Here is a 13,517-nt window from a genome sequence, read left to right on the forward strand (position 1 = left end):
TCCCTATATCGCTAATTATTTTTCTGTTTAATGTACTTCAACGTTTGTAACGTAATCTTCAAATTGATTTGTTTGCTTATTCATTTCATCACTTACTTTTTTAAGTTGATTGAAATGTTTTTGAAGTAAACTACTATCTGTATACGTGCCTTCTTCAATATTTTTTTGAATTTGGATCATATTATTGTTTAAAACTTTCCAATCCGTTAATAACGTCTCTAAAGTTGTAATTTGACGATCAATTAGTTCTGTAAAGCTACTTACTTGATCTTCAACGAATGTAATTTGAGTCGCCTCTGATTCAGTTTGTGATAACTTTTGAATAAGTGGTAACAGCTCTTTTTGCTTTTGTTGAATACGAAGAGCTGCTTCCCTCGTTTGACTATCTGCAGCATTTACAATTTCATTACTTAAAGTACCGATAGATACAAAATCGATTGTTTTCGTTTGTGCAGTTTGATTTGTAATTGTAAATACTTGTTTACCGATATTAATAGAACCTTTAATAATTTCTTGAGGTCTATTCAAAATAGTAGTTAGTTCAGCTTGAATTTCCCCTTGAATTCTTTTAATATCTTCTCTTAATTTCACAATATCCCCATTTGATCCTTGCAATGTTTTTATTGCTTCATCAGCTTTAATCGATAAATTGTTACTATCTTTATCTAATACCGTTTTAAATCGATTTAGTTCTAATAAATCTTGCTCCATACTTTCCTGAATCGTTTGTACTTGCAATTGTAATTTTCCATATGCATTTGTAAAATCTGCTTTTGCCTGTTCATCTTCATTTACTTTTCCTGCTAGTTCATAGAGCTTACTATAATAGCTATTAAATCTAGTGCTGTATCTCATCATCTCTTGATTTAAGTCGATTAGCTTCGGATTATATTCATCAATCCACTCTCGTACATTCGCCTTTGCAAATTTTTGATGATTCGTCAAACTACTCATCGCATTTACCTTAATGTCTGGCTGTTGCAAAATAACTAATCCGTATGCTTGTATAAGCGGTGACTGTGATCCTAACATTCTAATTGAATTGGATAATGTATTTGGAGCAATTACATTTTGCACATATACTGTTTTCACTTCTGTTTGCCCCTCCTTAGCGTAAGCGCTTACAGGAATGAAGCAACTCGTAGATACTGCTGTAACCAATAACCCTGTAATTAAAGTCTTTTTCACTTTAACTCCTCCTATGTATTAGCAACTATTACTATCGCATTTTAGTATTCTATTTTCTTGCAAATAATTTGAGATGGTTCAAATAGAGAACATTCTCACCGTGATTCATGTACGAACCACCTCTCTCAAATTTTATTGCTACAGTACTTACTTATTGTTATAAAACGTTCCATAACTTTTCATATGTGCTTAGTATGAACAAGATTGTATAAATTTTCTATTTTATCGCAATTTCCACATTCACACAGCGAATATATTACATAAAAATATTATTCATTTTAAACTAATTAGCGTATGAAAGTATGAAATTTCGTTTTGTTTTCATGTAAGTTTTGTACTGTAAAGTCATTTAAACACAGCTATTTATCTAACGTAAAGAAGTATTTTCATTCCCTTTATTTTCAAGCTCTCATGTCCTTATTCCAAAATAAAATCCGATTCACTTCCCCGATTAAAATATCCATATATCACAACAGAAAACACTAATTACTCACAACGAACAAAATTATATCAATATACCTTTTCGCTGAATATGCAATTATGCATAGAGTATACACAAAAAGGATAGCTTCACTTTCGTGAAACTATCCTTAAAAAATCTTCTTACTTTTTCAAATGATACGGTACTGTCGTAATAACAACATTTCTTCGATACAGTAAATACGCACGAATTAATAAACTAGACTGATTATGAAGAATGTTATGCCAACCTTTTTTCGGAATAAACTGCGGTATAACGACCGTAACTCGGTAATTTGATTCACTCGCTTTATATTGCACTGTATCAATAAACTTTGTTAACGGTTGAATAATACTTCTATAATGAGAATGTAATGTAACAAGCCTTACTTCAGGTTGCCACTTCTTCCACTTCTCTTCAAATTTCTTTTCCTCTTCTCTGTCAAAAGAAACATATACAGCGATAACTTGATCTGGAGAAAGAGCTTTAGCATAGTTCAATGAATTTTCTACTACATGAGTCATACCAGCTACAGGAACAACAATTACATTCCCCTCAATCGGAATAAGCGGTTCACAAGTTTTTAAACTTAGTTGATCGCCCACTGCATCATAGTGCTTCTTAATTCGGTGGAACAAGAAGATAATAGCAGGTAAGAAAATAAGGATCGACCAAACTTGTGCGAATTTAGTTAAAAAGAACATGCTCATTACGATAAAACTAATGACTGCACCAATTAAATTAACCGTTAATCTCAAAGCCCATCCTTCAGGTTTTTCACGAAGCCATTTTAGTACCATTCCAGTTTGAGAAAGTGTAAATGGTATAAATACTCCTACCGCATATAGCGGAATTAAATGTTCTGTTTGTCCTTGGAAAGCTACAATTAAAATAATTGAAGAAATCCCAAGTATAATAATACCGTTTGAATAACCTAGTCGGTCTCCTCTAATCGTAAACATTCTTGGTATAAACTTATCTTTCGCAAGATTAACCGCTAATAAAGGAAATGCAGAATAACCTGTGTTAGCAGCAAGAATTAATATTAAAGCTGTTGTACCTTGTATGAAATAGTACATGAAATTACGTCCAAATGTTTGTTCAGCTATTTGTGAAACGACTGTTACTTCCTTACTCGGTGTAATTCCGTAATAATATGCTAAAAAGACAATTCCTGAAAATAAAACAGCAAGTAACGCCCCCATTGCAAGCAATGTTTTTGCTGCATTGTTTGGGGCAGGATCTTTAAAGTTCGGAATTGCGTTAGAAATTGCTTCAACACCTGTTAATGCAGAACTACCTGATGCAAATGCTCTTAACAGTAGAAATAAACTAATTCCCGCGACTGGTGTTCCAATTGGCGAATGCAGCGTGGGTGAAACTTGACCAGTTAAAATATTGTATACCCCTACACCAATTAATATAAATAAAGCTAGAACAAATAAATAAACCGGATATGCTAAAACGGAAGCTGATTCCGTTACGCCTCTTAAATTTAAGATGGTAATCAATATGACAAATATAATCGCAATGATTACATTATGTGCATGTAAGCTGGGAAAAGCAGATGTGAGCGCATCTGTACCCGCCGATACACTTACTGCAACGGTTAAAATGTAATCTACTAATAAAGATCCTCCTGCTATTAAGCCGGGATTCGTCCCTAAATTCTCTTTTGATACAACATATGCCCCGCCGCCATGAGGATAGGCAAAAATAATTTGTCGATAAGATAAAATAAGAGCTGTCAATAATACTAATACCCCAACAGCTATTGGAATTGAATACCAATAAGCTATTGCTCCAAGGCCGGCTAAAGCGATTAAAATTTGCTCTGGTCCGTATGCAACCGATGATAAAGCGTCAGAAGATAAAATTGCTAGCGCCTTCGTTTTATTAAGCTTTTGCTCTCCTAACTCAGTTGATTTTAACGGCCTTCCAATTAAAAACCTTTTGATAGATGAAACCAATGCTGTCCACTCTCCAATAATTTTGCACGAATTTTTCTGCTAATTACAGCGGATAAACTATTTCTTCAGAAAACAAAAAATGTCTACAAGCCATAACGAAATAGACTTGTAGACATTAATTTTTTTGTCGCACAAGCTCCACCTTCCTTCTCAATATAACGCTTACGAGGTTAGCTGTCGGATTCGGACCTATGAGTAGCCCTACCTTTTTCAAGGATTCACCCCATTGAATTATGCACTAATTCATTAAAACGGGTCCCCCGCACCATGCGGTTTCAGCGATTTAGAAAATTGAAACTGTGGATTATAATACTCCTTTATTTTTAAAAAGTAAATAAAAATTTTCATGAAATAACTCAAATTTTAAAAAGCTAAAAAAATTATGATGATTATGTATGATTCCAGAATAAATAATCATAATTAATAATATTACATCCATTTAGGAGGCTCATATGTCAAAGAAAAAGAAACCAATCTTATCAGATTCTTTTTTAGATGAAGTTAGAAAAGAAATCAACCATCTATACGGTAATATGGAAAAAGAACGAGATATTACACAAGAAAATAAAAGGAATCGATAATTGATTTGAACTAAGTTACAACATTAAAAAAGTCTGTTTTTACATAATGTAACTTAAAACAGACTTTTTTATTCTTAAACACCGATAAATCTATTGCGTATAAATTACAACAAGCATCCAAATGGCTAAAGCAGAAATAACTGCAAGTACTATACGAGTAGATAGTACACGTACTTCAAAATTTGTCTTTTTTGATGGTTCAGGATATGCAATAATATAGATCCCTTTTAAAAGTGATAACCACCCTATAAGTGTTACAAAGCCTTGCCAATTGAACTCCCATACATTATGCAAAATAACTGTGCTTACGCCTAAGAAAATTGATAAAAATCCATACATAATTCCAGAACCTCTATCTTCCACAACTAGCCTTTTCAATTCGCGTAACACGGATGGCCGTATAAAAAGAATTCCGGATACAATTAATATAATCCAGCCCCAAAACAAACCTAAAAAAGTAATTATAGTCATGCTCTCCTCTCCTTTCCATCATATTTATATTTCAATAAACACCATTTTTAGAACTCACTTATTTATCTATGTATTAAGAGCAAACATCCAATTTCATCAAATGCTGTTTTTATCATTTTCCGATAGAAAACTCCCACCTCAAGGAATGGATAGGACATTGTCCAATGAGTAGGTAGGAGATGAATGGAGGTTAGGCAAAAGCCTAAAGGTTTTGCTTGCTGAAGAATCAGTATAAGGTATCAGTATTAGTTCGTTCCTATAGAAAGAAAATGCTGCATATCCGAAGCATCCTTACATCTACGGAATTGTTTCCATTGTAAAAGTTTCTTTCATTTGTATATTTTTTTTGAATGGGACAGAGGATTTTCGACAAAAAAAAGAAACAATACGTGAGAAGTATTGTTTTTGCTATATTCTGATATCGTTTCCATACATATCATGAAAACGATTGTAAACAAGTAAAAATAGAAAGAAGTATAGAAGAAGCAATAATGCTTTCTCTATACTTCTTTCATTTCACTAATACAAATAAACTATACCAATTCTTTATTTAAAAACATTTCTTGATATACTTTTAAGTTTTGATATACTACTTCCAATAATGGAGTATCTATATGAAGTTGCTTTGCTAGTTCCAACAAGTATCCTTGCAAATGTTTCCCTTCAATGAACGAACCTTTTTCCATATCACGTTGCATAGATGACTTCATATCATAAGAAATTTTATCAATTGTTTTCATATGCTCTTCAACAATGTTCTCCTTAACTGGAGCCCCCAATGCCCTCATAATTTGCACAGATTCTTCAAATAAGTTTCGGATAAAATCACGTCCACCTTCACTTTCACGAATCGGACCTATTGGTGCACGCATTAATGTTGTCACACCTGACATTACAGTAATAAATAAATATTTATGCCACATATCTTGCATAATATTTTCACTTAAAACAAAACTAGCTTTCGTACCCGCAAATATTTTAGAAATACGTTGCATCCTCTCAGAATCTTGAGGCTTAGTTTCCCCGAATATAAGTCGGTTGGCAACACTAGTTTGCACAACATCACCTTCACTATTTAATGTCGTTTCGATAAAGCATAAACCGCCAATTACTTTTTCTTCACCGAATTCATTTTGTAATAGTGATAAATGAGCGATACCATTTAACAATGGAATTATGACTGTATTCTCACCTACAAATGGTTTCAAATCTGTTATTGCCTTGTTTAGGTGATACGCTTTTGTTGAGAATAATATTACATCAAACGGAGCAGTTATATCTTCTTTCGTTATTAATTTCGGTTGAAATGAAAAATCTCCATTAATACTTCGGATAACTAAACCTTTTTCCTCTATTTGTTGTTTCCGTCCACTACGAACGAGAAACGTAACATCTTCTCCCTTTTCGGCAAGTCGTCCACCAAAAAATCCTCCAACGCCTCCAGCTCCTAATACTAAAATACGCATAATACATCCCCCTTTTCAAAATACAATTATACTACTTTTAGTATACATAATATTATACATGTCCCCTAATAAATAAGCTGAATTTTTCATTCTTAATCATATGAAAATCCAGCGGTTATTTTTTAGTAGATTAGGGCATGTTGTTTCTATAGCTTACATTGAAAGGAAACAATATAAATGGAGGCAATACAAACGATCGAAGAAAAATATGTAACAACAGCTATTTTTCAATTTATTTTCCCATTTTCGTTCAAGAGCGGATATGAACAAAATATGTTCCCTTTCTTACAAAAAAATGATTTTCGGCCTTTTCGACTCGATCATCTCGAAGATGAAAATACATATTATGGGGAGTTTAAAGTTTCACATCAAAATATGGAAGCATACTATCTTTCATTTACGAATAAAATTCTCTTTCCTCCTTCAGAGCATCAAAAAGGATTACAACGCTATTCTAAAGATCTTAATTTAAACGGACATTTAACAACAAATCTTATCTCCGTCCCGTTCACAGTACACTCAATCGATGTAACACTTTGTCCTTATGAACTTGGGTTTCTAACAATCCGAACAGAAGTTAACATCTCTCCAAATATGACATTATCAGACGCAATAGAATTCGCTGCTCACTTTCGCGTACTTGAAACGCGAAATGAAAAGGACGAGAACATTTGTATAGAATGTAACGGAAAAAGATATTCACAAGTTGAAAAGTTCATTTTTGGTTATTTATTTAACGGCTTAACGGACTTCTTTGAAAAGAAAAGAGTAAGAAGTTCATACTTTCAAACCTTCCCTTTCTTCGAAGACCAAAGAATGTACGTTCAAACTTTATTATCTCTAAAAGAAAGTATGGAACTTAATGTAGTTGATGTTTACCGTACTTCCAGTCTTTCTGGATTAACAAGTGATGGTAAACCATATGTAAGTGCAAACAATCTCCCTTATATTCATGATTATTTAAAACAACACGCCTATCAAAGGTGGGCTCCTAATCGTTATTTCATAATGGAAGAACATATTTTTACATGTATTACGAACGAAGATGACGATAAAGTAGCTAAACTTGCTAGTCAAATGTATGGGGAGTTTTATTACGCTTTATTATTAAACCTATTTCATAAAATTGTTTTATTAAAAATGGCAAACGCTTACGCTGAACTAAATATTGAACAAGATACAAATGAAATAGAGAAGTTAATCTACTCTATCAATTCGTTTACAGCTAATTATTTTTCTTTAGAATTAGTATCTCAATCACAAAGTGAAGATATTTTCTTTCGTTTAAGAAAACTTTTCAACATTGAAATACTATATACGAACGCGAAACAAAATCTTGATAGTTTGTTTAAATATCAAGAAAATGTTGCTTCTAAAAAAGATAGCCTTTTATTATTAATTTTAACGCTCTACTCTGTAGTGGGCCAAATGTTAGGGTTTACGATAATTGACCTTTTAAAAAATACCGATTCAAATCATATATCTTCACCTCTTGAATACTTTGCTCTATTAATAGCTAGTAGTGGCATAGTCATTTCACTGATTTTAGGTGTACAAGGTTTATACCAATGGGCTATACAACATAAAAATCGAAAAGCATGGGTAAAACAAACTGTATTATCTGCTGTGAAAGAGAAAGAAGATACAAAGTAAATAAAAAAACAGATGGCAGCACGATGCTACCATCTGTTTTCTATTATGCTTACTTCCCTGCTTCGATTTTTTCTAATGCAGCAGCTACTTGCTCTTCTGTTAATTCACGTTGCACTATATAACGATTACGTGGGTGTACACGACATTCATGAGAACATGCACGTAAATGTTTTGCTTCACTTTCTTCAGAACATAAAATTTTCTTGTTACATTCTGGATTTGCACAATTTACATAGCGCTCACATGGCTCTCCTGTAAAATGATCTTTACCAACGATAACATGTTCTTTTTGGTTTACTGGTACAGCGATACGCTCATCAAATACGTAACATTGACCATCCCAAAGTTCACCCTGTACCTCTGGGTCTTTTCCGTACGTTACAATTCCGCCGTGAAGCTGACTTACATCTTCATGGCCTTCTCGAACTAACCAACCAGAGAATTTCTCACAGCGAATTCCACCTGTACAGTACGTTAAAATCTTTTTACCTTCAAGTGTTTCTTTGTTTTCTCTAATCCAATCTGGTAATTCACGGAATGATTCAATATCTGGTTTGATCGCACCTTTAAAGTGTCCTAAATCAAACTCATAATCATTTCGTGCATCAATGATAACTGTATTTTCTTGCTTCATTGCCTCATAGAATTCTGTTGGTTCTAAATATTTCCCAGTTATTTCTTTTGGATTAATGTCATCCTCTAAACGAAGTGTAACTAACTCTGGGCGAGGACGTACGTGCATTTTCTTAAATGCATGTTCATCTGCCTCATCAATTTTAAAAACGATTCCAGCAAAACGTGGGTCATTGTTCATTACTTCCATGTATTTCTCTGTTTGCTCAACAGTTCCAGAACAAGTTCCGTTAATTCCTTCTGTTGCTACAAGAATTCTTCCTTTTAACTCAAGTGAATTACAAAATTCTAAATGCTCTACAGCAAATTCTTCTGGGTTTTCAATTGTTGTGTACATGTAATATAGTAATACTCTATATGGTTTTGTAGTTGCCAATGTATTTCTACCACCTATCTAAATTTTAAAATCATGTATAAGTTAACGTTCATATCAAAACATATATAATAAGAAAATATATACAAAATTGTACTTAGCCTATTTTCTTCTATTTACAATTTTTTCTACAAGTTAACAGAAATAAAAACAAGATTACAGAACAAAACACTACGGTTAGGTTGTAATCCCAATATATTATATATCATACAATTTCATTTCCATCAATTAATATGCTGTAATATAGGCTGTATGTTCACATAAATTTCAAAAACAACCCTATAATTTATTATCTTCTCCCTTATTCAGCAACCATAAACTCCCATTTTTTTTGCATCGTCACACCATTCATTGCGCACAGTCATATAATTTGCATTAAGGAAACTTTTATGTTCAAATGAAATTGTCACATAATATATCTAAATGTATTGAAATAATGAGTAAGAATAAAATGAAACTTTAATCAGTGGGGCTTTTACGAACAGTTGATCTCCCACCTAACTTCCTCGCATTCGCCGAAATTCGAGGGGGGAGTCTTACTGCCCGCAAATAGCAGGATAAATACAATAACTTCATCAAGTTAAGATTTCAAAGGGGAAAACTACTATGAATAAAGATATAACAAAAGATGAACAAGTCCCTTCTCAAAGTACAACAGTTCAATCAGCCCATTTAGCGTTAAGCGGACAAACAAAAGGCTTTAAAAGACTGTTACCATTCTTAGGGCCTGCTTTTATCGCATCAGTTGCTTATATTGATCCTGGGAACTTCGCTACAAATATCGCTGCCGGGTCACAATATGGGTATTTACTACTTTGGGTAATACTCGCTTCTAATTTAATGGCTGTATTAATTCAAACTTTATCAGCAAAATTAGGAATTGCTACTGGGAGAAATCTTCCTGAAGTTGCTCGCGAAAACTTCCCCAAACCAGTTTCCATCGGTTTATGGATACAAGGTGAACTCGTTATTATGGCTACAGATTTAGCTGAATTTATCGGGGCAGCACTCGGCTTATACTTACTATTTGGAATTCCGATGTTACCAGCTGCTTTAATTACAGCAGTTGGATCATTTATTATTCTTGAATTTCAACGCAGAGGCTTTCGTCCATTAGAAGCTATCATAACAGGAATGATTTTTATCGTTGTTATCGCTTTTGGTATCCAAGTCTTTTACGCAAAACCGGAATTAAGCCCTCTACTCTCAGGACTTTTCACTCCAAAATTCCAAGGTGTAGATAGCATCCTTTTAGCAGCTGGAATTTTAGGTGCGACAGTAATGCCGCACGCGATATATTTACATTCGGCCTTAACGCAGCGCCGTGTAGTCGGAACAAATGATGAACAAAAGAAAAAGATTTTCCGCTTCGAATTCATCGACATTATTATTGCAATGGTTATCGCTGGAGCTATTAACGCAAGTATGCTAATTGTTGCTGCTGCACTATTCTTTAAAAATGGTCTACACGTTGAAGATCTTGATGTTGCTTTTAACCAATTTAGCAACTTAGTCGGTCCTGCATCCGCTGCTTTATTTGGAATCGGACTTTTATCAGCGGGATTATCTAGCTCTTCTGTCGGTACAATGTCAGGTGATATTATTATGCAAGGATTCATTCGAATGCATATTCCGTTATACTTACGCCGATTTATAACAATGATTCCACCGCTGGTTATTATCGCTTTAGGTGTAAATCCAACTTACGCTCTCGTAATGAGCCAAGTCGTTTTATCATTCGGTATTGCTTTTGCATTAGTACCACTCATCATGTTCACAAGTAATAAAAAGATTATGGGCGCACTCGTTAACCATCGCATTACAACATTCACCGCATGGTTAATCGCCGCTCTCGTTATCATTTTAAATATTTTCTTACTGTATCAAACGTTTGTTGGTTAATGAAAAAGGGTATTCCAATTTTAATTTGGAATACCCTTTTTCAGCGAAATAAATTTCTTCTAATTACCACTTATGTATGCCCCTCTTTCAGGCATCATCGCTCCTTTTTCAGTTCGAAAGTATAGCGGTAATCCTTCCGTAAGAAACATACTCGTATTAGATGGATCCTGCCTCTGATGATGAATATGTAAATGTGGTTCACTGGAACTTCCCGAGTTACCAACTTGAGCAAGAACCTCCCCTTCATTTACGTGTTGTCCTTCTTTAACTTTAATTGACCCTTTCTTTAAGTGGGCGAGAAATAAAAATGTTCCTGTTTCATCTAGCTGTATATAAATGTGATTTCCTGCCATTGACTGAAAATCATCGGATCCCGGAACTAAATCTTTTTCATCATTATTAATTGATACAACTGTTCCAGAAGCCGGTGCCAGTACATCTGCGCCATATATTCCATAATCCTTTAACTTATTACTTTTCACTTCAGCAGGTGGAATGAGAATATCGTATGCCCATCGTTCATTTGGTTTTATCACATGATAATTCTTCTCCAATCGATCACCACCCCAACCTACTAACGCCCGTTTGTTCAATGGAAAGCGGACTACTACTTTAGGAGTCATAGACTCTATATCTACTGGATAAGCAAGTCCACCTATGTTAGCGAACCACCCCATGGGCCAAGCTCCAATGATAGAGAAAAGAACTATTAAGAGTAGCAATCTATCTATCCGCTTTCTAAAAATGCTTTTCCAAACAAACATTACTACTGATCCTATTAAGATAAAAATTGAAACTAAACTAAAAGCCTGTATAACCCACCAAATAAAAACTGATATTACACCATTAGCTAAAAAAACAACACTCCAACTTGTAATTAAAAAAACACATAAAATTGCGAGCAAATATTTCTTCCACATGTTGTATCCCTACTCTCATATCTTTATTCTCAATGATACAAAGTAAAATTTACGACATATGAAAGAAATACTTACGACTTTCTTACACTTATTTATACTGCGGTAAAATTACGATGAAAACTGTTTCTTTATCGTTACTACGCACAGTGATATCTCCTTTATGGAGCTCTGCTATACTTTTCGCAATTGTAAGCCCCATTCCTTTCCCACCCGTATGAGAGCTACGTGATTTTTCACCACGATAAAACTTTTCAAAAACGTAAGGAAGGTTCTCTTTCGGAATGCATTGTCCAAAATTTTTAATTTCTATTTCAACATTCAGTTCTCTTTTTGAAATTCGAATTAAAATTTCCTTTCCAGCTTTCCCATACATAATGCTATTACTAACTACATTTTCCAATAGTCTCACTATAAGTGCTACATCAACTTCTACATGTAGCTCCTCTTCACTATTAATATAAAAACTCATATTCGCATCATCTAATTGTGGTACAAAATCTATCATAATTTGCTCAATTAATGCTTTCATATTTATTACATCTTTATGTAATTCAATTTCTCTATAATTTATTTGACAGTATTCTAGCAAATCATCTACCTGACTTTTTAATTCATAGCTTTTTCGCTTTAATACACTTACATATTGGTCACATTCTTCTACATTTGAATGCAGCTTATTTCCTATTAGGTCAGCATAACCTATTAGAGATGTTACAGGCGTTCGTAAGTCATGAGAGATATTACTAATCATTTCATTTTTCATTTCCTGTGATTTTTTTTCATTCTCAATAGACACTTTTAAACTTTTAGCCATTCCATTAACATTCTTCGCTAGTTCACTAATCTCATCGCTTTTCGAAATAGGTATATGTATTTCCAAATTACCATTGCTTATTTCCTTCACACTTTGGTTAATCTCATTCAATCTTTTTATAGTTGTTTTTGTCAGTAATGCAAAATATATAGTCGTTAAAAGAAGAAAAGCTATAAAATAAAGAAATGAATATCTTTCCTCTAGCACAGCAACATTATTATATATATGTCCAAATAAAATTTGAACTAATATCATACTTACTGTAGCTAATAAAATACTACATATGAATGCGAAAAAGAATTTAGCTCTAATTCCTTGTAATGATTTAATCTTCAATTTTATATCCGACTCCCCAAACATTTTGTATAAACTTCGGCTCTTTTGGATTCTCCTCTATTTTATTTCTTAATCTCGCAATATGAACCATCACCGTATTATTACTTTCATAAGCCCGTTCATTCCAAACACTTTCATATATCTCTTCAATTGTGAAAATACGATTTCTTGCTACTGCCATTAAATGCAAAATGGCGTACTCAGTTTTCGTAAGATTAATTGCTTGTCCATATAGCATTACTGTTCTCGACACTTCATCTATTTCTAAACCTCTAATGTTTATCTTTTTTTCAATTACTTGGACATTATTTTGATTGAAATATGTATATCTTCTTAATTGAGCTTTCACTCTTGCAATAAATTCAATTGTACTAAACGGCTTTACGATATAATCATCTGCCCCAGTACTAAATCCAATCACTTTATCTACATCTGATGATTTAGCGCTTAAAAACATAATTGGCAAACTATATTTCTCCCTTATCCTTCTACACAATTCAATCCCATCCATTTGAGGCATCATAACATCAAGGATAGCAAGTTGAACATTATTATTATTCAATACCTCTAACGCCTCTTCTCCGTTGTCAGCACTAAAAACAGTAAAACCTTCTTGTTTTAAATTCACAGTAATAAATCGAATAATATCTCGATCATCATCTACAATTAAAATTGAGTTTTTCTCCATATCTAAACCTCTTTTGAAATATATTCCACAGTCAATTTTAACATAAATCAAAATCATCATTA

Annotated in this window: 11 protein-coding genes and 1 riboswitch; of the genes, 3 read left to right on the forward strand and 8 right to left on the reverse strand. The window is 33.4% G+C overall.

Going from position 1 to position 13,517, the window contains the following annotated elements:
• Positions 1-27: 27 nt before the first annotated feature.
• Both nheA and CQZ94_RS00130 read right to left on the reverse strand, forming a co-directional pair.
• A complete protein-coding gene (gene nheA / locus CQZ94_RS00120; protein ID WP_105583800.1) occupies positions 28-1,188 on the reverse strand; it encodes a non-hemolytic enterotoxin NHE subunit A in 1,161 nt (386 codons plus the stop codon).
• Between the two features lie 603 nt (positions 1,189-1,791).
• Positions 1,792-3,618, reverse strand: coding sequence for an APC family permease (locus tag CQZ94_RS00130; protein ID WP_105583802.1), 1,827 nt, complete (start codon positions 3,616-3,618; stop codon positions 1,792-1,794).
• Positions 3,619-3,762: 144 nt separating this feature from the next.
• Positions 3,763-3,909: riboswitch (cyclic di-AMP (ydaO/yuaA leader) on the reverse strand.
• Positions 3,910-4,070: 161 nt separating this feature from the next.
• Between CQZ94_RS00130 and CQZ94_RS31585 the strand changes: the two genes are divergently transcribed.
• Positions 4,071-4,199 (forward strand): hypothetical protein, encoded by a 129-nt coding sequence (locus tag CQZ94_RS31585; RefSeq protein ID WP_255295617.1) that lies wholly within the window; start codon positions 4,071-4,073, stop codon positions 4,197-4,199.
• A 90-nt stretch (positions 4,200-4,289) separates the two neighbouring features.
• Here CQZ94_RS31585 and CQZ94_RS00135 read toward each other — a convergent pair whose 3' ends face one another.
• A complete protein-coding gene (locus tag CQZ94_RS00135) occupies positions 4,290-4,670 on the reverse strand; it encodes a hypothetical protein (RefSeq protein ID WP_105583803.1) in 381 nt (126 codons plus the stop codon).
• A 533-nt stretch (positions 4,671-5,203) separates the two neighbouring features.
• The gene (gene panE / locus CQZ94_RS00140; protein WP_105583804.1) at positions 5,204-6,136 is read right to left on the reverse strand and encodes a 2-dehydropantoate 2-reductase; all 933 of its coding nucleotides are present in this window, start codon (positions 6,134-6,136) and stop codon (positions 5,204-5,206) included.
• A gap of 177 nt (positions 6,137-6,313) precedes the next feature.
• Between panE and CQZ94_RS00145 the strand changes: the two genes are divergently transcribed.
• Positions 6,314-7,789 (forward strand): hypothetical protein, encoded by a 1,476-nt coding sequence (locus CQZ94_RS00145; protein ID WP_105583805.1) that lies wholly within the window; start codon positions 6,314-6,316, stop codon positions 7,787-7,789.
• A 49-nt stretch (positions 7,790-7,838) separates the two neighbouring features.
• Here the strand turns inward: CQZ94_RS00145 and trhO are convergent, their stop codons facing one another.
• Positions 7,839-8,798 (reverse strand): oxygen-dependent tRNA uridine(34) hydroxylase TrhO, encoded by a 960-nt coding sequence (gene trhO, locus CQZ94_RS00150; protein ID WP_105583806.1) that lies wholly within the window; start codon positions 8,796-8,798, stop codon positions 7,839-7,841.
• 603 nt (positions 8,799-9,401) lie between these two features.
• Here trhO and CQZ94_RS00155 point away from each other — a divergent pair.
• Entirely contained in the window at positions 9,402-10,697 is a 1,296-nt protein-coding gene (locus CQZ94_RS00155) for an Nramp family divalent metal transporter (RefSeq protein WP_105583807.1), read from the forward strand.
• A gap of 59 nt (positions 10,698-10,756) precedes the next feature.
• Here CQZ94_RS00155 and CQZ94_RS00160 read toward each other — a convergent pair whose 3' ends face one another.
• From CQZ94_RS00160 to CQZ94_RS00170, 3 genes are all read right to left on the reverse strand, one after another.
• A complete protein-coding gene (locus tag CQZ94_RS00160) occupies positions 10,757-11,617 on the reverse strand; it encodes a M23 family metallopeptidase (protein ID WP_105583808.1) in 861 nt (286 codons plus the stop codon).
• 88 nt (positions 11,618-11,705) lie between these two features.
• The gene (locus tag CQZ94_RS00165) at positions 11,706-12,767 is read right to left on the reverse strand and encodes a sensor histidine kinase (protein ID WP_105584303.1); all 1,062 of its coding nucleotides are present in this window, start codon (positions 12,765-12,767) and stop codon (positions 11,706-11,708) included.
• Complete coding sequence (locus CQZ94_RS00170; RefSeq protein WP_105583809.1) at positions 12,757-13,455, reverse strand: response regulator transcription factor; 699 nt, start codon at positions 13,453-13,455, stop codon at positions 12,757-12,759. Before CQZ94_RS00170 ends, CQZ94_RS00165 begins: the two co-directional genes overlap by 11 nt.
• Positions 13,456-13,517 lie beyond the last annotated feature (62 nt).

This window comes from Bacillus sp. MYb209 (genome assembly GCF_002975175.1).
GTDB lineage: Bacteria > Bacillota > Bacilli > Bacillales > Bacillaceae_G > Bacillus_A.

What these genes read in the sequence shown, in the direction of transcription:
- CQZ94_RS31585 (WP_255295617.1), top strand. Translation starts at nt 4,071, where the DNA reads ATGTCAAAGAAAAAGAAACCAATCTTATCAGATTCTTTTTTAGATGAA.
- CQZ94_RS00135 (WP_105583803.1), bottom strand. Translation starts at nt 4,670, where the DNA reads ATGACTATAATTACTTTTTTAGGTTTGTTTTGGGGCTGGATTATATTA.
- panE (WP_105583804.1), bottom strand. Translation starts at nt 6,136, where the DNA reads ATGCGTATTTTAGTATTAGGAGCTGGAGGCGTTGGAGGATTTTTTGGT.
- CQZ94_RS00145 (WP_105583805.1), top strand. Translation starts at nt 6,314, where the DNA reads ATGGAGGCAATACAAACGATCGAAGAAAAATATGTAACAACAGCTATT.
- CQZ94_RS00155 (WP_105583807.1), top strand. Translation starts at nt 9,402, where the DNA reads ATGAATAAAGATATAACAAAAGATGAACAAGTCCCTTCTCAAAGTACA.
- CQZ94_RS00160 (WP_105583808.1), bottom strand. Translation starts at nt 11,617, where the DNA reads ATGTGGAAGAAATATTTGCTCGCAATTTTATGTGTTTTTTTAATTACA.
- CQZ94_RS00170 (WP_105583809.1), bottom strand. Translation starts at nt 13,455, where the DNA reads ATGGAGAAAAACTCAATTTTAATTGTAGATGATGATCGAGATATTATT.